The 25,416-nt window shown below is 59.7% G+C and carries 20 protein-coding genes and 1 tRNA gene; 13 read left to right on the top strand and 8 right to left on the bottom strand.

Translation table 11 applies throughout. The features are described 5' to 3' along the window. Nucleotides 1-120 precede the first annotated feature (120 nt). The gene (locus tag QYL91_RS11495) at nucleotides 121-1,899 is read right to left on the bottom strand and encodes an L-lactate permease (protein ID WP_302080639.1); all 1,779 of its coding nucleotides are present in this window, start codon (nucleotides 1,897-1,899) and stop codon (nucleotides 121-123) included. A 356-nt stretch (nucleotides 1,900-2,255) separates the two neighbouring features. Here QYL91_RS11495 and QYL91_RS11490 point away from each other — a divergent pair, with 356 nt between their 5' ends. Beyond that, entirely contained in the window at nucleotides 2,256-5,285 is a 3,030-nt protein-coding gene (locus QYL91_RS11490; RefSeq protein ID WP_302080638.1) for an FAD-binding and (Fe-S)-binding domain-containing protein, read from the top strand. A gap of 18 nt (nucleotides 5,286-5,303) precedes the next feature. Here QYL91_RS11490 and QYL91_RS11485 read toward each other — a convergent pair whose 3' ends face one another. Further along, nucleotides 5,304-5,675 carry a VOC family protein gene (locus QYL91_RS11485; RefSeq protein ID WP_302080637.1) on the bottom strand — a complete coding sequence of 124 codons (372 nt, stop codon included), beginning with the start codon at nucleotides 5,673-5,675 and terminating at the stop codon, nucleotides 5,304-5,306. Nucleotides 5,676-5,764: 89 nt separating this feature from the next. Beyond that, on the bottom strand, nucleotides 5,765-6,763 hold the full coding sequence (locus QYL91_RS11480) for a sensor histidine kinase (RefSeq protein WP_302080636.1): 999 nt from the start codon (nucleotides 6,761-6,763) through the stop codon (nucleotides 5,765-5,767). An 87-nt stretch (nucleotides 6,764-6,850) separates the two neighbouring features. Here QYL91_RS11480 and QYL91_RS11475 point away from each other — a divergent pair, with 87 nt between their 5' ends. Both QYL91_RS11475 and QYL91_RS11470 read left to right on the top strand, forming a co-directional pair. Then, complete coding sequence (locus QYL91_RS11475) at nucleotides 6,851-7,117, top strand: DUF5827 family protein (protein ID WP_302080635.1); 267 nt, start codon at nucleotides 6,851-6,853, stop codon at nucleotides 7,115-7,117. Continuing rightward, nucleotides 7,114-7,926 (top strand): ATPase, encoded by an 813-nt coding sequence (locus tag QYL91_RS11470; RefSeq protein WP_302080634.1) that lies wholly within the window; start codon nucleotides 7,114-7,116, stop codon nucleotides 7,924-7,926. The genes QYL91_RS11475 and QYL91_RS11470 overlap by 4 nt, the downstream gene beginning before the upstream one ends. 6 nt (nucleotides 7,927-7,932) lie before the next feature. On the opposite strand, the gene QYL91_RS11465 is transcribed toward QYL91_RS11470, so the two are convergent. Beyond that, nucleotides 7,933-8,514, bottom strand: a complete 582-nt coding sequence (locus QYL91_RS11465) for an MBL fold metallo-hydrolase (RefSeq protein ID WP_302080633.1) — start codon at nucleotides 8,512-8,514, stop codon at nucleotides 7,933-7,935. 112 nt (nucleotides 8,515-8,626) lie between these two features. Between QYL91_RS11465 and QYL91_RS11460 the strand changes: the two genes are divergently transcribed. The 7 genes from QYL91_RS11460 to QYL91_RS11430 all read left to right on the top strand — a co-directional run bounded on the left by QYL91_RS11460 (nucleotide 8,627) and on the right by QYL91_RS11430 (nucleotide 16,508). After that, on the top strand, nucleotides 8,627-9,211 hold the full coding sequence (locus tag QYL91_RS11460) for a HalX domain-containing protein (protein ID WP_302080632.1): 585 nt from the start codon (nucleotides 8,627-8,629) through the stop codon (nucleotides 9,209-9,211). After that, nucleotides 9,201-9,878: a DUF7504 family protein gene (locus QYL91_RS11455; protein WP_417750566.1), complete on the top strand. Its 678-nt coding sequence runs from the start codon at nucleotides 9,201-9,203 to the stop codon at nucleotides 9,876-9,878. The genes QYL91_RS11460 and QYL91_RS11455 overlap by 11 nt, the downstream gene beginning before the upstream one ends. Nucleotides 9,879-9,923: 45 nt before the next feature. Then, nucleotides 9,924-10,667, top strand: coding sequence for an FAD-dependent thymidylate synthase (gene thyX, locus QYL91_RS11450; protein ID WP_302080631.1), 744 nt, complete (start codon nucleotides 9,924-9,926; stop codon nucleotides 10,665-10,667). Nucleotides 10,668-10,717: 50 nt separating this feature from the next. Next, complete coding sequence (locus tag QYL91_RS11445) at nucleotides 10,718-13,792, top strand: FAD-binding and (Fe-S)-binding domain-containing protein (RefSeq protein ID WP_302080630.1); 3,075 nt, start codon at nucleotides 10,718-10,720, stop codon at nucleotides 13,790-13,792. Between the two features lie 58 nt (nucleotides 13,793-13,850). Then, nucleotides 13,851-15,014 carry a helix-turn-helix transcriptional regulator gene (locus tag QYL91_RS11440; protein WP_302080629.1) on the top strand — a complete coding sequence of 388 codons (1,164 nt, stop codon included), beginning with the start codon at nucleotides 13,851-13,853 and terminating at the stop codon, nucleotides 15,012-15,014. 70 nt (nucleotides 15,015-15,084) lie between these two features. Then, nucleotides 15,085-15,159, top strand: a tRNA-Glu gene (locus tag QYL91_RS11435). A 221-nt stretch (nucleotides 15,160-15,380) separates the two neighbouring features. Continuing rightward, on the top strand, nucleotides 15,381-16,508 hold the full coding sequence (locus QYL91_RS11430; RefSeq protein WP_302080628.1) for a tyrosine-type recombinase/integrase: 1,128 nt from the start codon (nucleotides 15,381-15,383) through the stop codon (nucleotides 16,506-16,508). 25 nt (nucleotides 16,509-16,533) lie between these two features. Here QYL91_RS11430 and QYL91_RS11425 read toward each other — a convergent pair whose 3' ends face one another. Then, nucleotides 16,534-17,913, bottom strand: coding sequence for a tyrosine-type recombinase/integrase (locus tag QYL91_RS11425; protein ID WP_302080627.1), 1,380 nt, complete (start codon nucleotides 17,911-17,913; stop codon nucleotides 16,534-16,536). A gap of 334 nt (nucleotides 17,914-18,247) precedes the next feature. Here QYL91_RS11425 and QYL91_RS11420 point away from each other — a divergent pair, with 334 nt between their 5' ends. Beyond that, entirely contained in the window at nucleotides 18,248-19,111 is an 864-nt protein-coding gene (locus QYL91_RS11420; RefSeq protein ID WP_302080626.1) for a DUF2250 domain-containing protein, read from the top strand. Between the two features lie 47 nt (nucleotides 19,112-19,158). Here QYL91_RS11420 and QYL91_RS11415 read toward each other — a convergent pair whose 3' ends face one another. Together QYL91_RS11415 and QYL91_RS11410 are read right to left on the bottom strand one after the other, a co-directional pair. Then, on the bottom strand, nucleotides 19,159-19,668 hold the full coding sequence (locus QYL91_RS11415; protein ID WP_302080625.1) for a hypothetical protein: 510 nt from the start codon (nucleotides 19,666-19,668) through the stop codon (nucleotides 19,159-19,161). Further along, nucleotides 19,668-20,171, bottom strand: coding sequence for a DUF7342 family protein (locus QYL91_RS11410; protein ID WP_302080624.1), 504 nt, complete (start codon nucleotides 20,169-20,171; stop codon nucleotides 19,668-19,670). Before QYL91_RS11410 ends, QYL91_RS11415 begins: the two co-directional genes overlap by 1 nt. Before the next feature lie 485 nt (nucleotides 20,172-20,656). On the opposite strand from QYL91_RS11410, the gene QYL91_RS11405 reads away from it, so the two are divergent. Both QYL91_RS11405 and QYL91_RS11400 read left to right on the top strand, forming a co-directional pair. Continuing rightward, complete coding sequence (locus QYL91_RS11405; RefSeq protein WP_302080623.1) at nucleotides 20,657-22,045, top strand: restriction endonuclease; 1,389 nt, start codon at nucleotides 20,657-20,659, stop codon at nucleotides 22,043-22,045. A 95-nt stretch (nucleotides 22,046-22,140) separates the two neighbouring features. Continuing rightward, on the top strand, nucleotides 22,141-23,541 hold the full coding sequence (locus tag QYL91_RS11400; RefSeq protein WP_302080622.1) for a transposase: 1,401 nt from the start codon (nucleotides 22,141-22,143) through the stop codon (nucleotides 23,539-23,541). 71 nt (nucleotides 23,542-23,612) lie between these two features. Here QYL91_RS11400 and QYL91_RS11395 read toward each other — a convergent pair whose 3' ends face one another. After that, on the bottom strand, nucleotides 23,613-25,178 hold the full coding sequence (locus QYL91_RS11395; protein ID WP_302080621.1) for an ATP-binding protein: 1,566 nt from the start codon (nucleotides 25,176-25,178) through the stop codon (nucleotides 23,613-23,615). Between the last annotated feature and the right edge of the window lie 238 nt (nucleotides 25,179-25,416).

Here is a 25,416-nt window from a genome sequence, read left to right as displayed (position 1 = left end):
TATCGCGGCCATCAGCGAGCGGTCCGCCAGCAGCATCTAGGGGAGAGCATGACAGTGCCGTCTGTTCGGCACGTCCAGAAAAGGCGAAGTAGCGTCGTTCGTGGGGCTTCTTCCTGCGTGTCAGAAGGCACCCGGCACGACGACGTAGGAGAATATCAACGTCAATATCCCCGTCATCACACCGTAGTAGAGGACAGGGATCAGCTCAATGCGAATGACGCGACCCTCCTCGCCGATGAGACCGACGACCGTCAGTGCGGCGACAACGTTGTGGATGGCGATGAGGTTCCCGATTGCGCCACCGACAGCCTGCGCACCGACGACGACCTGCGTCGGGGCACCGACTCCCTGTGCGGCCTCGTACTGGAACAGGCCAAACAGGATGTCGCTGACGGTGTTCGAACCCGCGATGAACGCGCCGAACGCGCCGATGAAGCCCGAGAAGAACGGGAACACCTGTCCAGTGATGTCGACAGTCAGCTCCGACAGAATCTGGAGCATTCCGGTCCCGGCACTTGCCGACTGGAGCACGATGTCGGCGTTACTTCGCTGCATGATCATGACAGTCGCGACCGCGAACCACAGCGCGATGACTGCCGGGATGATGTTCCGAATCGCCTCTGCCCAGGAATCTTTGATCTCCTCGCCGTTCATGCCGTGGAGTCCGTACGTCACCACGGCGATGCCGATGAACAGCGTCCCGGGTAGGTACAGCAACTCGATGCTCTCGCCGAATGGCGTTCCGAGGATGTTGCTCCACGAGAGCTGGACCGCAAGCAGCGCCTCCTGGACTGGACCGACGACGCGGGTCACGACCAGCACGATTGCAACGAGGATGTACGGCAACCACGCCATCCCCAGGGACATGTCCTGTGAGTGCATGTCTTTGAAGGACGTGGTACCACCGTCGGCTGCGACTTTCTCCTCACCACTCTCGCCCGAGACGCCGGCTCCGGGCTCGATGCTGCCGACCCAGTGGTCCGGCCAGCTGTCACGCGGGCCGAAGTCCCAGTCTTCCTCGGGGAGGAAGTAGCCGGCACGCAGCGTTCCGGCGACGATGAACAGCCCGATCATCGCACCAAGCAGCGCCGGGAAGGTCGGACCCAGGAAGTATGCCGTCGCGAGGTACGGAACCACGAAGGCCGCCCACGCGTACAGGCACAGCGGGATCATTTCGATAGCTGGCTGAATCGACCGCTCTTCGCCGAAGAATCGCGTCAACAGCGCGATGCCGATAAACGGAATCGCGATGCCGACGATAGCGTGAATGATGGCCGCCCAGAGACCGATCTGGGCGACATATGCACCGACGCTCTCGAAGCCGCCCTCGGTGACGATTTCGTTTGCGACCGTGCCAGCCTCGGTCGGGTCCTGGCCGAAGACGACGTCTTCCAGCCCGATGATCAGCGGCGTCCCGACGGCGCCGAACGTGATTGCTAGGATGTTACCGGTCAGCGCGACGACCACGGCGGCCATCGGCGGCCATCCCAGTCCGACCAGCAGCGGACCGACAATCGCCGCGGGCGTCCCGAAACCGGCGGCGCCCTCGATGAACGAGCCCATCAGGAACACGAGCAGGATCGACTGGACGCGCCGGTCGTCGCTCAGCGACGAGAACCCGGCGTTGATGACTTCGAACGCCCCCGATTCCTTCAGCGTGTACAGTAACAGGATCGCGCCGAAGACGATAATCAGTATCCGGGTAGCCGTCATGGCCCCGTTTATCGATGCTGCTGCAATCAGTCTCGGCGACATCTCCCAGCCGACGAACGCCACCCCGGCCGCTACCGCCCAGGCGACCGGCATCGTTATCGTTGCAGGTTGTAGCAATACGACCATCATCACCGCTATGACGATTAGCGGCAATATTGCCATCAGTGCGAGAGTTGCGTCTACCATAATTTGTCTTCCATTATAGGTTCTTAATCTTTATTTGTCACACTTCCCCGTTCACTCGTCCCATACCGGATGCTTGGTACACTCCGGTTTTTGTTGAGTGGTTCACATCTGGTATGATGTTCACACATACCAATCCAATCATTATCATCCCACTATATTAATCATGCGGCTGATTGGACAGGGAGAACGGCCGCCAGAGGATGACTCAACGCCTCCGTATCACCTGCCACCCAGATGACCCCTGGTGACAGCATGTGAATTGAAATGATATTTTCGAATGTAGTGATTTTTGAACAATGCTTTTGACGCCATAGTGAGTGATAAGGGTTTACTGGCATCGTCACAGTGTACCAAATATGGCAACTGACGAGTTCGAGACTGTCACGCGGCCAGCAGATCCGCCCGGTGATCCGTCACAATTCACTCGCGACCCAGGAGAAACCGCAGCGGAGTATGTCGACCTCGCTGCGGACCTCGATGCGGCGGTGCGTGGGGACGTGCGATTCGACGAGTATGCACAGATTCTCTACGCCACCGACGGCAGCATCTACCAGGCCCGTCCTGCCGGTGTCGTCATCCCCCAGAGCATCGACGACGTGCGCGCCGCTGTCGAGGTCGCGACCGACCACGAGGTCCCGATTCTCCCGCGTGGCGCGGGGTCGTCATTGGCCGGGCAGTCTGTCGGGCCAGGCTGTATCGTCCTCGATATGTCCCGGCACATGGACGGTCTGCTCGATGTGGACCTAGAAGCCCAGCAGGCGACGGTCCAGCCCGGCATCGTCCAGGACGACCTGGAGGACGAACTCGCCGAGCACGGCCTGAAGTTCGCCCCGGACCCGGCCTCCTCGAACCGGGCGACTATCGGTGGGTCTATCGGGAACAACTCGACGGGTGCACACTCGGTGCGCTACGGCATCACGGACGCCTACACCGAGGAGATAAAGGCTGTTTTGCCCGACGGGTCGCTGCTTCACGCGCGACCAGTCGTCCTCGGCAGCGAGGAATACGAGGAAATCGTCTCGAAAGACGACCGCGAGGCCGAAATCTACGAGACAGTCCGCCAGCTCGTCGAGGACAACGAAGCCGAAATCGAGGAGCGATACCCCGAACTCAAGCGCCGCGTCAGCGGCTACAACCTCGACCGCGTCATCTACGAGAACGACGACGGGGAGGAGGTCATCAACCTCGCCAAACTCTACGTCGGCTCGGAGGCGACGCTGGGCGTCATCGTCGAGGCGACCATCGGTCTGGTGACAGTCCCCGAGGAGACGGCGCTGGTCCTGTACTGTTTCGACAGTCTGGTCGACGCGATGGAGGCCGTGCCAGAGGCGCTCAACTTCGAGGTGAGCGCCGTCGAGTTGATGGACGACGAGGTGTTCCGGCTGGCGGCCGAATCCGACGGCTACGCGGAGTTCGCCGAGCCGATTCCGGACGAGACGGCAGCGGCGCTGATGCTCGAATACGACTCGGAACTCCACGACGACTTCGAGGCTGCCATCGCCGAGACGAACGAATACTTCGTCGACAACGGCGACGCCTTCGACGCCATCGAGGCCTACACCGAGGAGGCTCAGGCAGACATCTGGGAACTCCGAAAAGCAGCGATTCCACTCTTGATGAGCCTTCAGGGCGACCCGAAACCGTACCCGTTCATCGAAGACGCCACCGTCCCGCCTGCGGAACTAGCGGAGTACGTCACGGAGTTCGAGGAAGTGCTGGAGGCTCACGACACGTCCGCCGCGTACTTTGCGCACGCGGGCAGCGGGACACTCCACATCCGTCCCATCCTCAATCTCAAGACCGAAAACGACATCGAGAAGATGCACTCCATCACGGAGGACGTGACCGACCTCGTGCTCAAACACCACGGTTCGTTCTCCGGTGAGCACGGCGACGGGATGGCCCGGACGGAGTTCAACCCCAAGATGTACGGCGAAGACCTCTGGCAGGCGTTCAAAGAGGTGAAGACGGCTTTCGACCCCGAATGGATGATGCATCCCGGCAACGTCGTCTACCGCGAGAGCGAAGATGACGTCGGTCCGGACGCCGACCGCGGCGTCGGCGCGGACATGCGCGAGAACCTCCGCTACGGTCCCGAGTATCAGTCCCTGGAACCACAGACCTCGCTCGACTTCGCCGACGAGGGCGGCTTTTCCCACCTCGTCGAACTGTGTAACGGCTGTGGGACCTGTCGGCAGACCGATTCGAACACGATGTGTCCGACGTTCCGGGCGTCACGCGAGGAGATTCAGGCCACCCGTGGCCGCGCGAACATGCTGCGCGCGGCAATCAGCGGGGAACTCCCCGAAGACGAAATCTACTCCGACCGCTTCCAGGAGGAAGTACTCGACCTCTGTGTCGGCTGTAAAGGCTGCAAGAGCGACTGCCCGACCGGCGTCGACATGGCCAAACTGAAAGCCGAGGTCAAACACGAGTACCACCAAGAAGAAGGGACGACCCTCCGCGAACGGCTCTTTGCCAACATCGACACCGTGTCCCGAATCGGGAGCGCACTCGCACCCGTCTCGAACTGGGCACAGGAACTACCCGGCTCGGATATCGTCGCCGAAAAACTCGGCATCGCACCCGAGCGCTCGCTGCCGCACTTCGCGAGTACAACGCTCGAAGACTGGTTCGACCAGCGCTACAGCCAGGTCTCGGCGGACGAAGCCGACGACAAGGTGGTCCTGTTCCCCGACACGTTCACCAACTACAGCTACCCCGAACCGGGCAAGGCGGCCGTCGAAGTGCTCGAAGCCGCCAACATCCACGTCGAGATTCCGGACGATACGGTCCCGACGGGTCGTGCCGCCTTCTCGATGGGGAAACTCGACAAGGCCTACGACCGCGCCCGGCGCAACGTGCAGGTTCTCCTGCCGTACATCGAGAACGGCTACTCCGTGGTCTTCGTCGAACCGTCCGACGCGGCGATGCTCCAGGACGAGTATCTCGACTTGCTCGACGGCCAGGCCGTCGAGCGTGTCGGTGCCGGCGCTTACGGCGTCTGTGAGTTCCTGCACGCCCACCGCGTCTACGAGGACATCGACTTCGATGCGCCCGAGGAGTATCTCACGTACCACGGCCACTGCAACCAGAAGGCCCTGAACAAGGACCACCACGCGGCGGCGGTCCTCCAGCAGGCCGGCTACGACGTGGACGCACTCGACTCCAGTTGCTGTGGGATGGCAGGCTCTTTCGGCTACGAGGAAGAACACTACGAACTCTCGAAGTCGATCGGCGAGATCCTCTTCGAGAAAGTCGACGACAGTCCCGGCGAGACGGTCGTCGCACCGGGTGCGTCCTGTCGGACGCAACTGGGCGACCGTGACAACCGGTCGGAGAAACCGCCTCACCCGGCAGAGAAGCTCCGCGACGCGCTGGCCTGACCGACTGTCTCTTTTATTCTACTCCTGCGGTTCGACGAGTTCGACGACGTGTCCGTCGGGGTCCTCGATGAAGGCCGTTCGCGCTCCCGCCGGCTTGTTGGGCGCCGGTTCCTGGACGACGCCGTGGTTCTCGATGTCTTCGAAGGCAGCGTCGACATCGTCGACTTTGACCGCGAAGTGGTCCCACGCGGTTCCAGCCTCGAACTCGTCTTCGCCCTCTGTGTCCGAGAGCTGGAGTTCGATGCCGTTCCCGTCGGCGACGTAGACGTTGCGCGTCTCGCCGTCCTCGGTGGTGAACTCCCAGGACTTCTCGAAGCCGAGCTGGTCGATGTACCACTGCGCGGTGGTGTCTGCATCCGATACGTTCAGACAGACGTGGATGACGTCCATACTCCTCGATGCGGGTGGCCGACCCTTAACTCGGCCGGTCCCGTCCCTGGTTCGAGCCGGTGCGTGACCGCCCAGGAGACTGCCGGCTCTCACGCACTATCGGCTGGTTCGACGCCGGTAAACTCGAATCGCGCCCCGCCGTCTTCGGACTCGGTTACGGCCACGTCCCACCCGTGGGCCTCCGCGATGTTCGAGACGATAGCCAGTCCCAGCCCCGTGCCGTCTTCGTCCGAAAAACCCGCTTCGAACACTCGCTCGCGCACGTCCTGCCTGATACCCGGCCCGTCGTCGGCGACGTAGAATCCGGCGGCATCCTCGAGTGCGCCGACGGTGACCGTGAGGACAGCCGACTCCGACGCAGAAGAGTGCTCGACGGCGTTCCGGAAGAGGTTCTCGAAGACCTGGGCCAGTCGCTCCTCGTCGGCCTGTACATTCTGTTCCGTGGTAACGTCCAGCTGTGCCCCGTCTGTCTCGACGTGATTCCACGCGCGCTCTGCGGTCGCCGCCAAGCACACGTCGCTTTTACTGTCGATACTCTGTCCCTCCCGCGCGAGGGTGAGTACGTCCTGGATAATTCGGACCATCCGGCTGTGGGAGGCTTGAATCTCCTCGATTTGGGCCGTTATCTCCGGGTCGTCGACGAGTTCCGCGACGGCGTTCGTCCGCCCGATGGCGACGTCGAGCGGGTTCCTGAGGTCGTGTGTGATGAGACTCGCGAACTTGTCGAGTTGTTCGTTCTGCCGTTCGAGTTCCTGGCACTGTCGTTGCTGCTCGGTCACGTCGTGGAGGACGACGAGTGTCGCCCCAGCGGCGGCCTCGGTTTCAATCTCGGAGGGTTTGAGGTGGTAGTAGCGTTTCCCCGTGTCCGTGTCGATGGGGACGATACCCGCTTCGCGGCGTTCGAGCCGTGCCTGGAGTGTCGGATAGTGTTCCAGCGTTGTCTCGGCCTGGCCGGTCGTTGGGGCGTCGGCGACGATATCGGCAAAGGCGTCGTTGTAATCGAGAATATCGCCAGCGTCGCTTACGACCACCAGCGCCGCATCGAGGGCATCGACGACGACGCTGGCGTCCAAGTCCAACCTGGCCATTGTCCTACCATTCGGCCTTCAGCCTCAAATAAGTGGTCGGCTCGGGAAACCGGTGTGTTTAGGCACGCGACGCAGCTACGGGGAGATATGCCCGTCGCTAAAGACGAATTCGACGACTTGCGACCGCTCTCGTTCCGTGACCCAGCAGAGGTCCTCGACGAGGACAAACTGTACACCATCTACGAAATCTCGCGGCTACTCCAGGGACTCGATGCCGACGCCGACCTCGATGGCGAGACTGAAGCGATTCTGCTGGACTGGGCGATTCCGTGGATGCTGACAAACAGCGAGGAGTTCGTCTTTGCAGAACCGCGAACGGACGACGAACCGGGCTACTACGGCGTCGACGTATGACGCTTCTCGTGGCCGGCGGCGACCAGGTCGACGCTGGGAAGACGACGTTCTCCACCGGACTCGTCGAGCACATCGGTGCGGTCGGGTTCAAACCGCGGGCCGGCAACGACTACTGGTTCGACCACGACGACGTCCAGACTGCCACCGAACGTGGTCGATTATACGGTAAGGACGCCCGCCGGCTCGCGGCCGCAAGCCCGGGACAGTTCGACCCGGAAGACGTCAATCCGGTCCACCGGCTCTGGCGGCCCTCGACTGGCCCGGACACCGGCTTGTTAGGACAGGACAGCCGTGAGTTCGTCATCGACCGTGTCGGTTCCAGATACGTCCGCAACGGTACCGTCGAGCTACCGGACCTCCTCCGCGAGCGATTACCCCTGGCTGATGCTGTCGCCGTCGAATCGGTACCGGAACTCAACGACGCTATGGAACAGTACCATCTCCCGGCGCTGGAGGAACTCGGCGAAACCGTCGCAACGACCGGCCGTGCCGTCGTCGAATCCTACGGTGACATCGCCCGGCCACTCCAGTCGATTGCACCCGATGCCGTCGCTGTCGTCGAGCCGCTGCGGGTCCGGTTTTACGACGGTGACCGGTACATCCGCGCCTGTGAGGTAGCTACCCGGAGCCCGAAGGCGGGAACTCTCGAAGAACGCGTCGAGTCGGTGGTCGACCTCCTCGACCCCGCTGGGACGGCACAGCTGCCACCACTGACCAGTGACGACCGGAAACGACCGGCTGCCGTCGCGGATGCGTACGGTCACGCCTACGAGCAGTTGCTCGCTGTCGCCGACGGCATCGAGGCCTGAGAACGATTACGCTCGCATCCGGGCAGCCTGTAGCGCCAGTTCGATGTCCGTGAACGGGTTCGTCGTCACGCTCGGACCGTGCCCGGTGTGCATCTCTGCGAGGTTTTCGTCGACCGTATCGATGACACGGCCGACGCTGTCGACGAGCAGGTCGCGGTCCCCTTCTTCCAGGTCGGTCCGGCCGAACCCGCCGTTTGCGAAAATCAGGTCGCCAGCAAAGAGTGTCTGAGCCTCCGCAGAATAAAAGGCGAGGTGGTCGTTTTTGTGCCCCGGCGTGTGCAGTGCTACGTAATCGTCGTCGCCGAGCTGGACCGTCTCGCCGTCAGCTATCTCGTGGTCGATACCGTCGACCGCCGATTCATAGCCCCACACGTCGACATCGAAGGCATTGACGACGGCATCAAGCGTCCCGACGTGGTCGTAGTGGGTGTGCGTGAGCACGACAGCGTCGATGTCGTCGACGTACTCGCGCGTGGCACTTACGACGTCGAAGTCGTTGCCCACGTCGACGAGAACCGTTCGCTCCCCGGTGACGAGAAAGACGTTGCTGGTAAACCCTTGCTGACCAGTGGCGAGATTCTGAATCATGACTCTCCGTTCGCCAGGGAGAGGCTTGGGGGTGTCGGTCCAGTCCGTCCGGCGACGGCAGAGTTACCCATAGTGATATGTGTACTGAAATACAAGCCACGGAGGAGCGCAGATGTCTGACTCCGAAGATGCTGTCGTACTTATCGTCGAAGACGAACCGGACGTAGCAGAGACTTACCGGCTCTGGCTGGAGACGGACTACGAGATTCGGATGGCCCAGAACGGCGACGAAGGGCTGGAGAAACTCGGCCCCGATATCGACGTCGTGTTGCTCGACCGGATGATGCCGGGGCTCTCCGGCGACGAAGTGCTCGAACACATCAGAGCGGACGACCTGGACTGTCGGGTCGCGATAGTCTCTGCGGTCGAGCCTGACTTCGACATTCTGGAGATGGGCTTTGATACGTATCTCTCGAAGCCCATCAAGAGCGCTGAACTCGAAGCGACAGTCCAGAATTTGCTCGAACGCTCGGAGTACGACAGTCTCCTTCAGGAGTACTACTCGCTGGTCGAAAAACAGGCGACCCTGGAAGCGACAAAGAGCCGCGCGGAACTGGCAGAAAGCAGCGAGTACGACAGCCTCAGGGCCGAGATTGACGAACTCCGGGACGACCTCTCGGAGACGCTCGGTGGTATCGAGGACGACGAGGATTTCGTCGCAACAATTCGGGAACTAAACGAGCGAGATGGGTTCTGACCAGAACATGTACGACCTCTCAGAGAGCATCGGTATTGATGCGGCGGCGTCGGTTCAGCCCGGGACGAGTATCCTCGTGTCCGGGCCAGCGATGACAGGCAAAGAGGAGTTGCTCTTCGAATCACTGGCCGAAGGGGCACAGAGCGGAGAGGGTGCCGTCGCCGTCACGACGGGGGGTCGTGCCGAGGACGTCATCGACGAGATTCGCGAGCGTGCGGACGATGCCAGCAGCGACAGGCTCTGTGCAATCGACTGCCGGACCGACAGCGACCGCGAGGGGTTCCAGCGCGATGACGGCGCGTATGTCAACCGTGTCAGCGGCCCCGCAGACATGACCGGCATCGGGATTGGCATCACGGAGTGTTTCGACCGCCTCCACAACGCCGGCATCGACGAGGGGCGGCTCGGCCTGGCGAATCTCTCGACGATGATTACCTACACGGACAAACAGACGGTCTTCAAGTTCTGCCACGTCCTGTCCTCGCGGCTCGATTCCGCGTCGTATCTCGGCCTGTTTGCCATCGACTCGACGGCCCACGACGAGCAGACGTTGCAGGTCATCAAGCAGGCCTTCGACGGCCTCCTCGAACTCCGTAACAGTGAGGGGACCCGGGAAGCGCGGCTGCTGGGCATCGAGCCAACGCCGTCCGAGTGGGTCGAGGTCTGAGTAGGACCATCGTATTTTATGCCGCTCCGGTTCCGCCGCGGTTGTATGGAGGTCCAGTTACTCGAAGCCACCGAGGACCCGGAACGTCTCATCTGTCAGGGTGCCCGCAACGATTACATGTCGGAGTTTGTCGGCGACGTCTCTTTCGAGGAGGCCATGGAGACAACCGGCGGCGACACCACAGAAGAGAAAATGGAGACGCTCATCCACCATCTGCTCCAGCACGGCCACTTCGGGCCGTTCGAACACCCACACGCCACCTTCGCCATCAAGGGCGTCTCCCGGTCGTGTATGGCCCAGCTCACGCGTCACCGCCACGTCTCCTTCGACGTGCAGTCGATGCGGTACGTCTCCTTCGACGACGTCGACCCTGCCGACGTTCGCGACGGTGAGATGGTCGTCGTCCCGCCCTCTGCCGAGGACCCGGACTGGGTCGGTCGCAATCAAAAGACTGGCGACGTGAGCGACGAGGACGTCGCCAAGCGTGAGGTAATCTTCAAAGACGCCATCGAGAACGCCGTCGAATCCTATCAGGACCTGCTCGACCTCGGAATGCCACCCGAAGATGCCCGCTTCGTGCTTCCCATCGGGACAAAAGTCAACATCGTGATGTCGATGAACGTCCGGATGCTGATGCACGTCGCCGATATGCGAGCCGCTGCGGACGCACAGTGGGAGATTCGGGGGATGACAGAGGATATCCTCGACATTGCCGAGGAGTGGTGTCCGATCACCTTCGAGTACTACAACGAGGAGATGAAACACCGGAAGAACCGTCTCGCACCCTAAGACACCTTTCGTTGCGTGGCTTTATTCTCCCAGTAGCCAAACGGCGAGATATGGGAACGAGCGACCGTCCGGCGGACCCGGCAGCGGACCCGCGGACGGAGTACGATTACGTCGGCGGTGAGATAGCGCGACCCGCACTCGTCACGGCCCTTCGGGAACGGGTCGAGGGTGACGTTCGCTTCGACGAGTACTCCCGGCAGTTGTACGCGACAGACGCCAGCGCGTACGAAGTGACGCCCATCGGCGTCGTCTTTCCGCAGTCGACGGCGGACGTGGCCGCGGTGATGGAGTACTGCGCCGACCGCGAGATTCCGGTGTTACCCCGGGGTGGCGGCACCAGTCTCGGCGGCCAATCTGTCAACGAAGCGGTCGTCCTCGATTTCACCAGGCACATGGACGCACTGCTGGAGGTCGACCCAGCAGCACAGACCGCCCGCGCCCAGTCCGGGTTGCTTCTTGGTGATTTAAACGAGATGCTGGCCGACCACGACCTGAAGTTCGCACCCGACCCCGCGTGGGGCGACAAGAGCGCACTCGGCGGAGCCATCGGGAACAACTCGACGGGCGCTCACTCACTGCAATACGGCAAGACAGACGCGTACATCGAGGAGTGTGAAGCCGTCCTCGCCGACGGGACGGTCACACGCTTTGGCGAGATACCCATCGACAAACTCCGCGAGCAGGCAGACCCCGATGGCGACGCCAGAGCCCGCATCTACGACGCCGTCGCGACTATCATCGACGAACGCGAGGCCGTCGAGGGCGCCTTTCCGGAACTGAAGCGCAACGTCTCGGGATACAACTTCGACCGCCTCGTCGAAGAGGCCGACAGCGGGACCGTGAACCTCGCGCGCCTGCTGGCAGGCAGCGAGGGAACCCTGGCTATCGTCACGGAGGCGACGGTGTCGCTGGAGCCGGTTCCCGAGACGAAGTCGATGGCGCTGTTGCGCTACGAGTCGCTGCTGACGGCACTGGAAGACGTCGCGCCGATTCTCGAACACGACCCGGCGGCCGTCGAGGTACTCGACGACGTGCTCCTCGAGTTGGCACGGGACACCGGAGAGTTCGGGCCACTCGTCGACGAGATGGTTCCCGAGGGGACGGAAGCCGTCCTGATCGTCGAGTTCTACGCCGAGAGCGACCGCGAGGGAAAACAGAAGGTTGCCGACCTGCTCGCCGACCGGATGCCGACGGTGACGGCAACGGCTGTCCCGTCCGCGGGAGCGAGCGAGGCGACCGGCGACCCGGTACGGGCACTCGGGGGTGACGAGGCCCACGACAACGCCGAGCGCGAGCGGTTCTGGAAACTCCGCAAGAGCGGCCTCCCAATCTTGCTCGGCCGGACCACCGACGCGAAACACATCAGTTTCATCGAGGACACTGCAGTTCCGCCGGCCCGTCTCCCCGAGTTCGTTGCGGACTTTCAGGAGTTGCTTGAGGAGACCGGCACCTTCGCCAGTTTCTACGCCCACGCCGGACCAGGGTGTCTCCACATCCGGCCGCTGGTCAACACGAAGACCATCGAGGGAATCGAACAGATGGAAGCCATCGCCGAGGGGGCGACCGACCTCGTCGTCGAGTACGGCGGCTCTGTGTCGGGCGAACACGGTGACGGTCGGGCACGGAGTCGCCTCAACAGGTCACTCTACGGCCAGGAGATGTGGGAACTGTTCAAGGACACGAAGAGTGCGTTCGACCCCGACTGGCTGCTAAATCCGGGGCAGGTCTGTGGGCAGGTTCCCGAGGACGACGAGCGTGAACTGCCGGCGCGGGCCGACGCCGTCGAGTTGACCGAGAACCTCCGATTCTCGCCCGACTACGACTTCGAACTCGGGTTCGACCCTCAGTTACAGTGGGACAACGACAACGGCATGGCCGGGATGGTCGAACTCTGTCACGGCTGTGGGGGGTGTCGCGGCCCGCAATCGACGACCGGCGGCGTGATGTGTCCGACCTATCGGGCCGCAAACGAGGAAGTCACGAGCACGCGCGGGCGGGCCAACATGCTCCGACAGGCGATGAGCGGCGACTTGCCGGCAGACCCCACTGACGCGGAGTTTATCGAGGAGGTGCTGGACCTCTGTATCGGCTGTAAAGGCTGCAAGAACGACTGTCCGAGCGAGGTCGACATGGCCAAGCTGAAAGCGGAAGTTCAGCACCAACACCACGAAGACGCCGGGACGAGCCTGCGCGACCGGCTCTTTGCGAACGTCGACCGCGTGAACGCACTCGGAAGCGCGCTGGCACCGCTGTCGAACTGGGCACAGAACCTCCCCGGGAGCGGCGTCGTCGCCGAGAAACTGCTCGGTATCGCACGGGAGCGCGACCTGCCTACCTTCCACCGACAGACGTTCTCGGAGTGGCTCGACGGTCGAGAGCCGGCGGTGTCCGAAGCCGACGCCCACCGGAAGGCGCTGTTGTTCCCCGATACCTACACGAACTACAACCACCCTGAGGCGGGGAAGGCCGCCGTTCGTGTCCTCGAAGCCGCGGGCGTCCACGTCCAGCTTGCCCCCGGCGTGGGGCCGAGCGGTCGCGCCGCGTTCTCGAAGGGGTTCCTGGACACCGCTCGGGGGCGTGCACGGACGAACGTCGATGCACTCGCGCCACACGTCGATGCAGGCTGGGATGTCGTCGTCGTCGAGCCCTCCGACGCTGTGATGTTCCAGTCGGACTATCTGGACTTGCTCGGTGACGGCGACGTTGAGCGCGTCGCGGCCAGCGTCTACGGTGTCTGTGAGTATCTCGACCGCCATCGGCTCGACGATACCGTCGACTTCGAGGCCCCGTCGACAACGCTGGCATATCACGGACACTGCCATCAGAAAGCGACACAGCGAGACCACCACGCTGTCGGTGTTCTCCGTCGGGCCGGCTACGACGTCGACGCGCTCGATTCGGGCTGTTGTGGCATGGCTGGATCCTTTGGCTACGAGGCCGAACACTACTCGATGAGTCGGGCAATCGCCGGGCTGCTCGGCGACCAGATCGCGAACAGTTCCGGCGAGCAGGTCGTCGCCCCCGGTGCCTCCTGTCGCTCGCAACTGGCAGACGACAACACTGTCACCGACTCGGCGGCGCCACCGCATCCGGTCGAGGCACTCGCCGACGCCCTCCCCGAGTGAGGCCCAGAACAACCGCAGGCACAGTGTTTTTATTCTGGCCTTGGGTGGTATAGGATAGATGCAACGCCGGTGGTTCGTCGGGGTGGCAGTCGTGTTGTTGGTTCTCATAGCCGGTGCTGCCGTCCCCGTAAGCAGTGCCGCCGGCGACGGTACGAGTCCTCAAACGCAAGACCCACAGCAACTGAGTACGCCGGAGGGATTCAACAGTACGGAGTTTCGCGTCACTGCCTACGAGAACGGGACCGCGCGGTGGACGATAATACACAGTACCGTTCTCGAAGCGAACACCTCCGAACGAGCGGAGTTTGAGACGTTCGCAAGCGAGTTCAACAGCGCCGAGACGGAGACCTATCGGAAGTTCAAGACCCGCGCTCGCGCGCTGACTGCATTCGGTTCGGAGGAGACGACCCGGGAGATGAACGCGAAAGCGTTCTCGAAGGAAGCGACCGTCGACGAACAGTTCCGGGTCTACGGCCGCCTCCGGATGTCCTTTACGTGGACGAACTTCGCACGGACGACAGACCGCGGAATCATCATCGACGATGTCTTCGCCGGCGGCATGTACGTCGGGCCGGACCAGCGGCTGGTCTTTGCTCGCGGGCCGAATCTCCGATTCGTATCGGAGACAGAGCCCGGCCCCGACCAGCTGGGAACTGTCGGCAATCTGACCGCCAGTGAGACCATCGAATACCAGGGCGAACGGGAGTTCGCCGACCGACGCCCCAAAGTTGTCATGGTCCGCCCCGATGCAATCGGCGCGGCCCAGTCCGGACCAACGACACCGGCCGATACGCTGTCCAGCGAGTTCGGTCCGGGCTCGCTCGTGCTCGGGCTTCTCGTCTTGCTCGTGGTCGGAGCCATCGTCGCATGGTACTCGGGCATCCTGGAGACCCTCCGTCAACAGGACGAGGGAGACGCCGAAACGACAACAGAAGCCGCCGCGGCGTCTACGGTCGACAACGCGCCTGAGCCAGCCGTTCCCGAGGAAGAACTCCTCTCGGACGAGGACCGCGTGTTGCAATTGCTCGACGATAACGGCGGCCGGATGAAACAGGTCAACATCGTCGAAAACACCGAGTGGTCAAAATCGAAAGTCAGCATGCTTCTCTCCGAGATGGAAGACGAGGAGCTAATAAGCAAACTCCGGGTCGGACGGGAGAACATCATCAGCAAGGCCGGCGAGGAACCCGACGCCGTCGGTTCCCCGTTCGACGACGAGTGAGAGTGCCTCACACCGCCGGCCCGAAGCGCAATTGTTAAACGTAACTCGTCGCTACTGAGGATTGCACGCCGCTCCGTTGGTGTAGTCCGGCCAATCATCTTGCCCTCTCACGGCAAGGACCAGGGTTCGAATCCCTGACGGAGCATCTCTATCCTTTCGCCGTCCCGTAGTTTTCGACCGTGAGCAATGGTGAAATTAAATCATGGTCACGGGCAAGCCGGTTCGATGTACCGATTCATCCTGCCGCCGTCTTGCGATTAGCCATATAGCGGCGGCAAGCAAGTACAGTTTACTCAATCCCGCGCAGTCTTGCGATTGGGAAAATCGACGGGCAAGGACGTGGGTTCCCCTACGAGGTGTGAGGCAATGACAAATTCCGAAAAGGCAACGACCCCTCTCGAAGGGATTACAGTCGTCACCGAACCCGCTGCCGACCGCCTCAATGAACGCCAACAGATCGACTATCGAAACCAGCGCGAACAATGCCTCGAATGGCTCCTCGTGTTTGGGAAGGACCCGGAGAAAGCCGATGGATACGCACGGACAACAGTCAAAACCCGCGCGCATCGTATGGATCAGTTCTACCGATGGGTGTGGAACCGGGAAGGCGGATACACGTCGAACGTTACCCACGAGCATGCTGACGCCTACTTGATGTGGCTCGCCAGACAGGACAAATCGAACGCGCACAAGGATAACTGTCGGAAGGCAGTCCAGATGCTGTTCAAGTGGCGCGCACATGAGCAGGGCCTCGACGAATGGGAACCTGAGTTGTCATTCAGTACGGGTCACAAGACGACGACACCGCGTGATTATCTCACCCGAGAAGAACGCGGGCTGATCAGGGAAGCCGCACTCGAATACGGGAGTGTCCCGGCGTACGAATCGCTCGACCCTCAGGAACGCGACCGGTGGAAAGCGTACCTCGCACAGCGCTTGGAAAAACCGAAGTCGTCGGTGACGCCTGCTGATTGGGAGAACGTGAACGGTTGGAAAATCCCGAGCCTCGTTGCAGTAAGTCTCGACGCAGGTCTCCGTCCAATTGAGGTTGAGCGCGCCGTAACGAGTTGGGTTGATATCGAGAACTCCGTGCTTCGCATCCCAAAAGAGCAGTCGTCGAAAAACATTGGGCATTGGATTGTCGGCCTGCAAGACCGGACGGCAGAAACGCTGGACCGATGGCTCGAACAGCGCCAAGCCGACCCAAAGTACGACGACACGGATGCTATTTGGCTGACGCGACGCGGGAATACGTACGGCTCCTCGGCATTGCGGAAAGTCCTTCGGCGGCTCTGTGACGAAGCAGACATTCCGTACGCCGACCGGCAGATGAGCTGGTACTCAATCCGGCACTCGACGGGGACATATATGACGCGTGAGGAAGATCTCGCTGCTGCACAAGCGCAACTCAGACACAAGAGTCCGGAAACGACGATGAAGTACGATCAAGCACCCGTTGAGGACCGGCAGGACGCGTTAGACCGCATGGGGTGACCCCTGCGGTTCTGACGAATCGACGTTAAATGTCGTCAGCTAGGATTTGTCGCGTGATGTCCACTTTGGCGTCCTGCGTGTCGTCAATGACGACGTCAATGTGTTTCGTTGAAGACGGTGTCGACGAACTGGTGTCGTCCCGAGATGCCGATACGGTGGTGTCGACCTCCCGAGATGTCGATTGGGTGGAACCGTTGTTCTGTGATTCTGAGGTAGGTGTAACGTCTTCATCGCCGTACGGGTTGAAGTCCGGGTCTTCGGCAGTTCGACGCGCAGTCTCGCTTATTTTTTCGAGCGTGTAACGCCGACTTTCGATGCTGGATTCTCCGTAGGTGTTTTTTGTCGTTTCAATGTGGTCGTGACGCAACTGGTCTTTAGCCTGCGACAAGTCCTCGGTTTCTTCCATTGATTGCCCGAGATTGTGACGGAGACTGTACCACACGATCTTCCGGTTTTCGTGGTCAATACCTGCCTCTTCACACAGTCGTCTCAGTAAGTAACAGAGGTTCTTCGAATCGTATGAATTCCCATCCTGGTTGAGCCAGAGCAGGTCCGTGTCGTCATACTTTTCGTAGTATCGACGCTCCTGTATCCACTCCACGAGTAACTCTCCGGTTTCCTCAGTCAGCGGCAACTCCGTCGATGGACGGTCTTTCCCGGACTCCTCCTTCGTGATTTTCAGGACGTTGCGCTCTCTGTCGTACCACGTCGTCTTCGCTCGCTCAACCTCAATTGGGATGATTCCTGTTTCAAGCGCGACCGCAATCAAAGATGCAACCTTCGTGCTTGAGTCTGCTCGCTCCCAATCTTTCCGTGTGATCTCGTCTTTCGGTTTTCCAATACGTTGCGCGACGAGACTGTTGATCTTTTCACGTTTTTCTTCGCTGGTTTCGTAGTAGGATGGAAGTGATCCGTAGTCTTTCGCCGTTTCACGTACCAGCCAGCGTTCTTTGAAGTTCAGTTTGTCCGCGCTTTCGTGCTCGCCGTCGCTGAACTTGATTCGTGGCCGCCACTGGTCGTCACCAAACTGGTCGTGACGCCAATCAAAATACTTGTTTAGCGTGTTGGAAAACTTTCGTTTGCCGTTTTCTGAGTATTCGTCGCCGTCTTGTCTCAGAATCCAATCTCGATTTAGCGCCTTAATGATCCAGTCTGCTTGGTCATGCGTGAGTCTCGTCTTGTCTGCCGGGTCCAGATTGTCGATGACGAACCTGAACACCTGATCGATTCTACTGATGTAGTTTCCCGATGATTCTTGAGAGAGTGGTACCCCTCGGTCAGGGTACTTGCCCTTATCTTCCATCCAATCACGAAACTCACTTAGTTCTCGTACAGTCCCGTCTACCTGTTCTCCTACTGTATCATGGAGCTTACTTGTTATCTCTACGTCACTCTTGTCCGTCATGTCAGACACACATCTTAAAGAGCCACGTATGTATAAAGGCCATGAGTGAAAGTATCATATAACAAACCAATATTTCGATTTGGGTGGGATTTTCCGACTCACAGCCTGGAAGACCTACTGAGGGCATGACCATATCGCGGTTTCACAGATTAACTCTCGTCTTCAATTAATACAGGGATGCTTATATATCGGCTGAAGATGCCCGGCAGGTTTGGGATGAAAACCAGTCTTCGTGCGCGTTGAGGGTGTGGGCTAGTCCCTCACTTCTCGATGAAGGATACAACGTGCGAGACACATTGGATTCAAACGAATTGGTCTCTATACTCCAGTGAAGATGGTTTCACAGGCCGAGATTGATCGTCTCCGGCTGGAAGCAGACACGATCATGACGCGGTATCAGCAGGTCGAAGACGCCCTCAACCAGGCTCGCAGTGAGTCTGGTGACCATTGGGAGACTGGCGAACTCACAGTCACACTCGATACGCCCCACGGAGAGTCACTCGACGTCACTCTTGACCTCGACATTGATCCTGCAAGTAACGCTCAATCCCGGTACGAGCGGGCCAAGAAACTTGAAGCCGAACTCGAACGCAAGGAACAAATCGTCGGTCAACTGGCACCGCTTCCGGCTGACCCCGTTGCGTACCTCGTCTGCTACCACCTTGACGCCGTCGAGGGGAACTATCCGCGCTCGATGGCAGGCCACCTTGACGCAGAGCGCAAACACGTCGAGTCGCTCTGTCAAAAAATGGAAACTGCAGGGTTACTGGAACGCGTCGAGTCGGGAACGGTCAAACAGCGACGCGTCAAAGCCAAGCAGGCCGACGAGGTTCGCCAGCACCACACCTACTATCGACTCTCGCGGGATGGTGACCATCTCCTCCGATTTCTCGACGAGCGCGAGGGTCAACTAAACGTCCTTCGGCACCTGCCTGACGGACAGACGCTTGTTCAGCGACTGGCTCGGGGCGGTCCAGACTATCCGCGGATGACTGCTGAAGAGTTAGAGATGGAGTTCGAATACGTCCGGCACCTCTATCGGGCGCTCCGGCAAGTCGGCCTCGTCACCGAGTACGAAGGCTCAACGATCAAAGGAACTGAGCGGAAACTCAAGCCAAAGGACGAGACGCACCGGAAGCACACGTACTACGTCACGACTGACCGTGGTGATGAGGTCCTTCGAGAGCTAACAGACTGAATATCTCCGGCTAGGCTGAGAGAGGTCATTTCGCCGGATTGAGTGTGCTACTCACCAGCTGACGTAGTGGTGTTGAATCCAACGGGTCGTCCATTCTCCCATTCAACGGACGAAACCGCGTCTTGGAGGGATGCCAGTCGATGCGCAAGGACATCAAGCGGGTGTGAGTCGATAAATTCCGCTGGTTGGTGGGCAACAGTTGTCGTACCGTCGTTGATCTGAAGGTGGACCGGTCCGACATCGTCGTGCGTATCGTCTTGATGCCAGCCGACGAGCAGGCTTCGGTCTGGCTCTATCCAGTTGATCCAGTAATACTCGTACGACGCTGTTGTTCGCAACTGAAAGCCGATCTCTATACGGGCTGTTGTCGTTGGGTACTCGGCGTCGCTGAAATACTGCCGTGGGTTCACCTCGCCAACGACACGGTACGGTCCTGTTTCGCGCGGCTCGGCTCGTCGGCGTCGAACGGTATCGAACTCGCCGGTGAGCCGATTCTGAATACGGTCGTGAAGCCGCTTGCTCTGCAAATTCGACCGGTTCGCAAGAAAGACGACCATTAGGCGAGCGGTGAAGATGCGTCAGTGCGCGGTGAAGAAAGCTCAACGACGTCATCGTACAGCTGGAGAGCGTGTTTCACGAGCCCGAGCTCCGTGTTGAGTGCCTCCCACGTCGCAATCACGTTGCGGTGCTCGCGGAGTTGTGCTGCCGAGAGGTCCTCTTCCACGAGTTGGTCGCGGAATTCGTCCAGTGATTCGGCGTCGTACTCGGTAACTAGGTCTTCTTGTTCTTTTTTCAGTTCCGTGAGCTGACGTTCCAGTTCCTCGCGCGAGTACTCCTTAATCAGGTCGGTGACTTCGTCAAAGAGCATCCGCACCGGGTTGAGATCGTATGCCTTCGTTCCGTCAACAGTTGTTTCGGTGACCCAATCATCACTTTGCAGTCGCTGGAGTTCGTCGTCGGCAGTCGCGCGCGAGACCTCTGCTCGGTCCGCAATCTCTTGGACTGCTGTGGGTTCTTCCAGTAACTCTACGACGTGTCGGACGCGCTCACGCCCACTCATGCTCTCTGTCCATGATTCCGGTGCCGAGGCAGTCATCGTACTATCTCTTGTACTGCGTAACTCAAATAATTTGGTATGGCTCAAATATGTAAAGGCAGTAGCTGGTTCAGGGGTCGAATATTACCGTAGTGGGGTATGTCGATAATTCTCTACACGTCGTGTTTTAGGTGTGACCTCGATACGTGCGCGACTACGTCGGAACACTCCGGAAAAATCACTCTGGAAGCACAAGCTTCAATCAACGCTGTATGACCTGTTCAACGAATTCTGCGGCAATTGGTTTCAGGGGAGATACAGGGCCACTGTGTGGACTCCCTGCGATATGGTCGTGCTGGCAGTCGGCCACTCGGACTCTCAGGAGATGGTGTTCTCGACCCCTCTTCGTTCGCGCCGGTGACGATGAGTTGATGACGCCACCAGCGCGCTTTCTCAGTTCAGCAGAGCTATACAAATTCATTTAGTCGAAGCGGGATACGACGTAGGTGATGAGCGACGCGGAACTACTTGACGACCTCTCCGGGTTCGAGTTCGAGGACCTGATGGAGGACGTGTTCCGAAACCTCGGATACGAAAACGTCCGGCAAGCGTCTCGAACCGCCGACGAGGGCCGGGACATCATGATGGAAGAGGTCGTTGACGGCCAGCGGCGGGCTGTCGTCGTGGAGTGCAAGCACACCGATACCGTTGGCCGTCCGGTCGTCCAGAAGCTTCACTCCGCAGTCGCTACGTTTGACTTCGACGGGCCCAAGCGTGGCATGGTCGTCACGACCGGTCGGTTCACCCGCCCGGCCGAGGAGTACGCTTCGGGGCTCCGACAGGCCGGCGACCCGTTCCCCATCGAACTCATCGACGGCACCGACCTCCGAGGGATTGCCGACGACATCGGGCTGGACCTCTACAACGGCCGCATCGAAATCATCTGCGAGGAAACGCTTCGGCCGTTTGACCCGACCGCAGACGCGGCCGCGCCCGTCCGCGAGTCGTTCCGAGACATCGACAACATCGAGACCGCCGATCTTCCGACACCGGACTCCCGGGCTGAGTTTCAACCGGTCGTGCTGATTACGGCCGACGTGAACGCTGTCTTCGAAACGTCAGTCGGGGTCATTCATCGTATCGACCAGACCGACCAGTTCGTCGTCCACGCCGAGCGTGGCCACCCCGAGATTATGCAGGGCTCTGTCCGGCGACTCGTCGAAGAGAACCGCCGTCAAACGACGGAACTCGACGAGGATGCATTCAGCGAGGTGTTTGATGCTGTTGACGTACACCGCTTCGGCCAGACTGAAACCGAATACAAGGAGTGGGCGGTCGGCCGTCTGCGTGACCGTCACACGACGACGGTCACATACACTGGAGACAACAACGTCACGTACAACAAGACCTGCGAGCCCAACCAGTCGGACGTCTCAGTGCAGTCGATTACGCCAGTCTACCTGCCTGACGTGCGCCAGACGACTCACCTCGGCGAGTACTCATACCCGCTAGAGTACTACGCTGCCGGCCCATCACGCGTGACTGTTGAAGACGGTATCCACCGCTGTGTGCAGTGTGGCACTGACGGAGTGGATACCGACTACACGTACTGTGCCAACTGCGGGAGCATCAACTGCCCCGACCATATCAAAACCGAGCGCCTAGAGGAGACACCAGTCTGTACGGGCTGTGCTGTCACTGAACGGTTCGCGCTCCGGACGAAGTACTTCTACGACGACGAGAACCGAGAGCAGTTCCGCGCCGAGTACGAGCAGATGCCGGTTCACGAGAAGGCTATGGAAAACACGCCGCTCGTAGCCGGGTGTGTCCTCTTGGCTGTACTCTTGCTCCTGTTTGGACTCATTACGGGGATTCAAGGGGAAAGCCTCGCGCTTTAGCGCGGGGATGAATCCGACATGATATGCAGAAAACCACCAGACTTAGACCACCCGTAATCCACACGTTTATACTAATAGACACTACATATTGACGTGTGAGCGACCGGCCACAACGAACGAACACGTACACTGCCGACCCGGTCAACGACCGGTATCGGGAGTGCCTGTTCGACTGGCTGGCCGCACACGCCCCACTCTGGAATCAAATCAACTACCGTCGCCGTCAACAATACTTCGACGAAGACGGCGACGTATGGGACGCCGAATACACCGACCTGTACGAACAATACGTCCCCCTGCTTGGGAAAGCGACGTGCCAGCAACTCGCCCGGAAAAACAGTGACGCCTGGCGCAGCCACTTCGAACTGCTCTCACTGTCCCGTGACGAGTCAAACCAAGCCGTGACGGAGAAACCGTCACCACCCGGGTATTGGGGGAATCGTGACGACGGCTACGACTTGCACGGCCTCGTCCGCAACGACCTGTACGACTTCGACTGGAATGAAGACAAGAGTACAGTCGAATTCGGTGTCGGTGACGTCCTCGAAGACCGGTACGACTTCGATCACAACGAGCGTGTGACGCTCGAAGTGCGTGGTAATCCGCAGTGGCGTGGTGACGACAGTCGATTGGAACTCATCTACGAGGAGCACGCTGAGACGCTTCGTGTCCAGCATCCTGTCCGCATTCAACCAGACGATCTCAAAGAACAGCGGCAGGCTGCATTCACTCATACACTCAACACCGAGAACACGACGCACTCAGCCGCTATCGACGTCGGCGCAAACAACACGCTGGCGGTCGTCACAGAAACCGGCGATACAACTGTGTACCACGCCCGTCCCGAGTTTGAACGGTTCCAGCAGCAGTCGGAACGAATCGCAACACTCCAAGCCGGACTCCCGGACGACCAGTACACGAGTAAGCAGATCCAACGAGTGTTCGATGCCCGGTCACGACAACGTGATCATAGCCGCGATGCCGCGGTGAAACACGTCGCCGAGTGGTTGCTTGAACGAAACATCGACACAGTGTACATCGGTGACTTAACCGCTGTACTTTCGACGCACTGGTCTACCGATGTGAACGAGAAGACACACGCGTTCTGGTCACACCGCCAACTCATTGCCCGGATTAAACTCACGCTCGGCGACATCGGTATCACAGTGATGGAGACTGATGAATACGATTCGAGTAGTGAGTGCCCGTCGTGCGGGAGTGCTGCAGTCACTCGAAGTGGAGATTCGTTCAGATGTGAAGCGTGCGATTTAGCGGCGCACGCGGATGTTGCCGGGGCGTGGAACCTGTTGCAGTCTGAAGTTGGGCCGATGGCTCGGCCCGCTGCCCTGTCTGCTGAACGCGGCAGGGACGCACCCCACGAGGGGGCGTACTGGCAGTGGAACGACCACGAGTGGACACCCGCCGATTTTGGGGAACAGTCGTGGTCAGTTGACCAAACCAGCGTTAGCGAACCCGCAAGTTCACAGCCGGGGTAACCAACTGGTTGGATTACCCACGGAGGAATCCTCGCCGTTCACGGCGGGGAGGAAGTCAAGGCTGGCGTTATCTAGCAGAGGAGTAGGTACAGCCAGTACGGCAGTTGAATTACTCCAGGTTTAACCTGCTGAATCGGTTGATTCTCACGGACAGTGTCTCCTGCGAGGAGGAAGCCGACCGGGGCGTCGTATGCTTCTTTGAATTCCTGGACTGCAGCCAAGGCTGCGTCGCGGTCGCGTGACCGGTAGGCGAGCCCGATTGGAACGGGTGTCCCATCTACCTCGAAGACAAAATCAACTTCGCCGTTCCGTCCGCGCCAATACTGGACGGAAGGCGTCGTGGTGTTGCCTTGCTTTGCGTTGATGCCGTACGCGAATCGCATCGTGTGGTCAAACGCTCCAACGCGAGCAAGCTCGGCTTCACGTTCGAAGTCGTTACGCACGGTCGCTGCATCCCCGTCCGCTAAAGCGGTCACCAATCCAGTATCGCGGAGGTAGAGTCTGACTGCCCGCGGCCGACTATTGTCGTATTCTGTAACACCAGTCAAGATGTATAGTTCAGCCAGCGCCGGGAGGTAACTATCGGCAATCGTTCTGCGATCCACGTCGAACAATTCGACGAGTTCTTGGTAGCGAAACGGCTCGGCGGCTCGATTCCGGGCTGCCAGTGCACAGAGTCGTTCGAGGTCTGCAATTGTTTGAATCGATTCGAAGCCAGGAACTTCCTGATACAGTGCTTGCCGCACGGTTTCTCGGAGACGCGTGTAATCCTCAGGAGTCAGGTCAGCTGCTGACTCGACAGCTCCGTCACGTTCGTAACTGATTATCCCACCCATCGAAAGGTAGTCAACGACCTGTGATTGGATGCGGCGCTCGACATCTGTGACTTGCTCGTACTTCTGTCGGAGGTCCTCAACGACTGGAGTTGCGTCGCGTTGCTGTATTGCGGTTGGAAGACTGTTCTCACCAGCCCGTAGCGAACTCGGGCTGACACGGGACTCTCCGTTTTCCAAGTCTGGATAGAGTGTGTAGAGGTAATCCCGGAATTTCTCAGGGAGAATCGGTTGCACAGCGTACTCGTCGGTTGGGACGCCGCTATTTTCGAGTTCGCGCTCGACTTGGACGCCAGCACTGGCTGTTACGATAACGTGTCGAGAGGGCGTGTCTTCGATAAGTTCTGAAACGGGGACACCCCACCCGTCGATGCTCGGCTTGTTCGCGTGTTCGATCTCGTGAACGTCGTCTAAGAAGATGAAGTGCGGTTGGTCGTCGGTCAGTCGGCCTTGGATGCGACTTTCGTAGTATCGGATTGCGCGTTTGAGTTGTTCGTCCGATCGGAGTTGGTAGAGTGGATTGGCGTCAAAGGGAAGGTAGAGGAATTGTTCGGGGGCGGCACCTGCTTCGATTTGGTGGTGGATGAACTGGTGGAGGAGCGTTGTTTTGCCGACACCGCGACGGCCGACTAGACCGAGTAGCTGCTGGTCTTCGAATTGACTGTCTGGCTCGTCGGGTCGGACGAGGTGGTAGAAATCACTTTTCTGGCGGGCAGGCAAGTCGAAGGCGTCGCTCTGTGCTTCCCACCAGGGGTTATGTTCGTGGAGGGCTTCGACAAGCGCGTCACCGGCGTCAATAGGCATTGTGTCGTTAATCGGAACAAGAGTGCCCCTGTAATGACTCTTTTGGCGATTTTCTAACCAGTACAGCGTCTGTTATCGTTTGAATAAGACTGCAAACGCACCGGAAATGGCTTCTCTTGAGCGAGATAGAACATCCTGATGTTGCTTACCCACCCAAAATAGTCTTCAAGACGTACTTCAGCGAAGGTTTTATTACACTAAGCTTCATACTGTTGGGCGGGGGGAGAGGATAATACCC

This window comes from Salinibaculum rarum (genome assembly GCF_030505615.1).
In the GTDB taxonomy this organism is placed as follows: Archaea; Halobacteriota; Halobacteria; order Halobacteriales; family Haloarculaceae; genus Salinibaculum; species Salinibaculum rarum.
The sequence above is the reverse complement of the archived record's forward strand: the minus strand, read 5'-3'. Positions and strand labels throughout refer to the sequence as shown.

Excerpts from the sequence above, each read along its gene's own strand:
- QYL91_RS11495 (WP_302080639.1), bottom strand. The coding sequence starts at position 1,899 with ATGGTAGACGCAACTCTCGCACTGATGGCAATATTGCCGCTAATCGTC.
- QYL91_RS11490 (WP_302080638.1), top strand. The coding sequence starts at position 2,256 with ATGGCAACTGACGAGTTCGAGACTGTCACGCGGCCAGCAGATCCGCCC.
- QYL91_RS11485 (WP_302080637.1), bottom strand. The coding sequence starts at position 5,675 with ATGGACGTCATCCACGTCTGTCTGAACGTATCGGATGCAGACACCACC.
- QYL91_RS11480 (WP_302080636.1), bottom strand. The coding sequence starts at position 6,763 with ATGGCCAGGTTGGACTTGGACGCCAGCGTCGTCGTCGATGCCCTCGAT.
- QYL91_RS11475 (WP_302080635.1), top strand. The coding sequence starts at position 6,851 with ATGCCCGTCGCTAAAGACGAATTCGACGACTTGCGACCGCTCTCGTTC.
- QYL91_RS11470 (WP_302080634.1), top strand. The coding sequence starts at position 7,114 with ATGACGCTTCTCGTGGCCGGCGGCGACCAGGTCGACGCTGGGAAGACG.
- QYL91_RS11465 (WP_302080633.1), bottom strand. The coding sequence starts at position 8,514 with ATGATTCAGAATCTCGCCACTGGTCAGCAAGGGTTTACCAGCAACGTC.
- QYL91_RS11460 (WP_302080632.1), top strand. The coding sequence starts at position 8,627 with ATGTCTGACTCCGAAGATGCTGTCGTACTTATCGTCGAAGACGAACCG.
- QYL91_RS11455 (WP_417750566.1), top strand. The coding sequence starts at position 9,201 with ATGGGTTCTGACCAGAACATGTACGACCTCTCAGAGAGCATCGGTATT.
- thyX (WP_302080631.1), top strand. The coding sequence starts at position 9,924 with ATGGAGGTCCAGTTACTCGAAGCCACCGAGGACCCGGAACGTCTCATC.
- QYL91_RS11445 (WP_302080630.1), top strand. The coding sequence starts at position 10,718 with ATGGGAACGAGCGACCGTCCGGCGGACCCGGCAGCGGACCCGCGGACG.
- QYL91_RS11440 (WP_302080629.1), top strand. The coding sequence starts at position 13,851 with ATGCAACGCCGGTGGTTCGTCGGGGTGGCAGTCGTGTTGTTGGTTCTC.
- QYL91_RS11430 (WP_302080628.1), top strand. The coding sequence starts at position 15,381 with ATGACAAATTCCGAAAAGGCAACGACCCCTCTCGAAGGGATTACAGTC.
- QYL91_RS11425 (WP_302080627.1), bottom strand. The coding sequence starts at position 17,913 with ATGACGGACAAGAGTGACGTAGAGATAACAAGTAAGCTCCATGATACA.
- QYL91_RS11420 (WP_302080626.1), top strand. The coding sequence starts at position 18,248 with ATGGTTTCACAGGCCGAGATTGATCGTCTCCGGCTGGAAGCAGACACG.
- QYL91_RS11415 (WP_302080625.1), bottom strand. The coding sequence starts at position 19,668 with ATGGTCGTCTTTCTTGCGAACCGGTCGAATTTGCAGAGCAAGCGGCTT.
- QYL91_RS11410 (WP_302080624.1), bottom strand. The coding sequence starts at position 20,171 with ATGAGTGGGCGTGAGCGCGTCCGACACGTCGTAGAGTTACTGGAAGAA.
- QYL91_RS11405 (WP_302080623.1), top strand. The coding sequence starts at position 20,657 with ATGAGCGACGCGGAACTACTTGACGACCTCTCCGGGTTCGAGTTCGAG.
- QYL91_RS11395 (WP_302080621.1), bottom strand. The coding sequence starts at position 25,178 with ATGCCTATTGACGCCGGTGACGCGCTTGTCGAAGCCCTCCACGAACAT.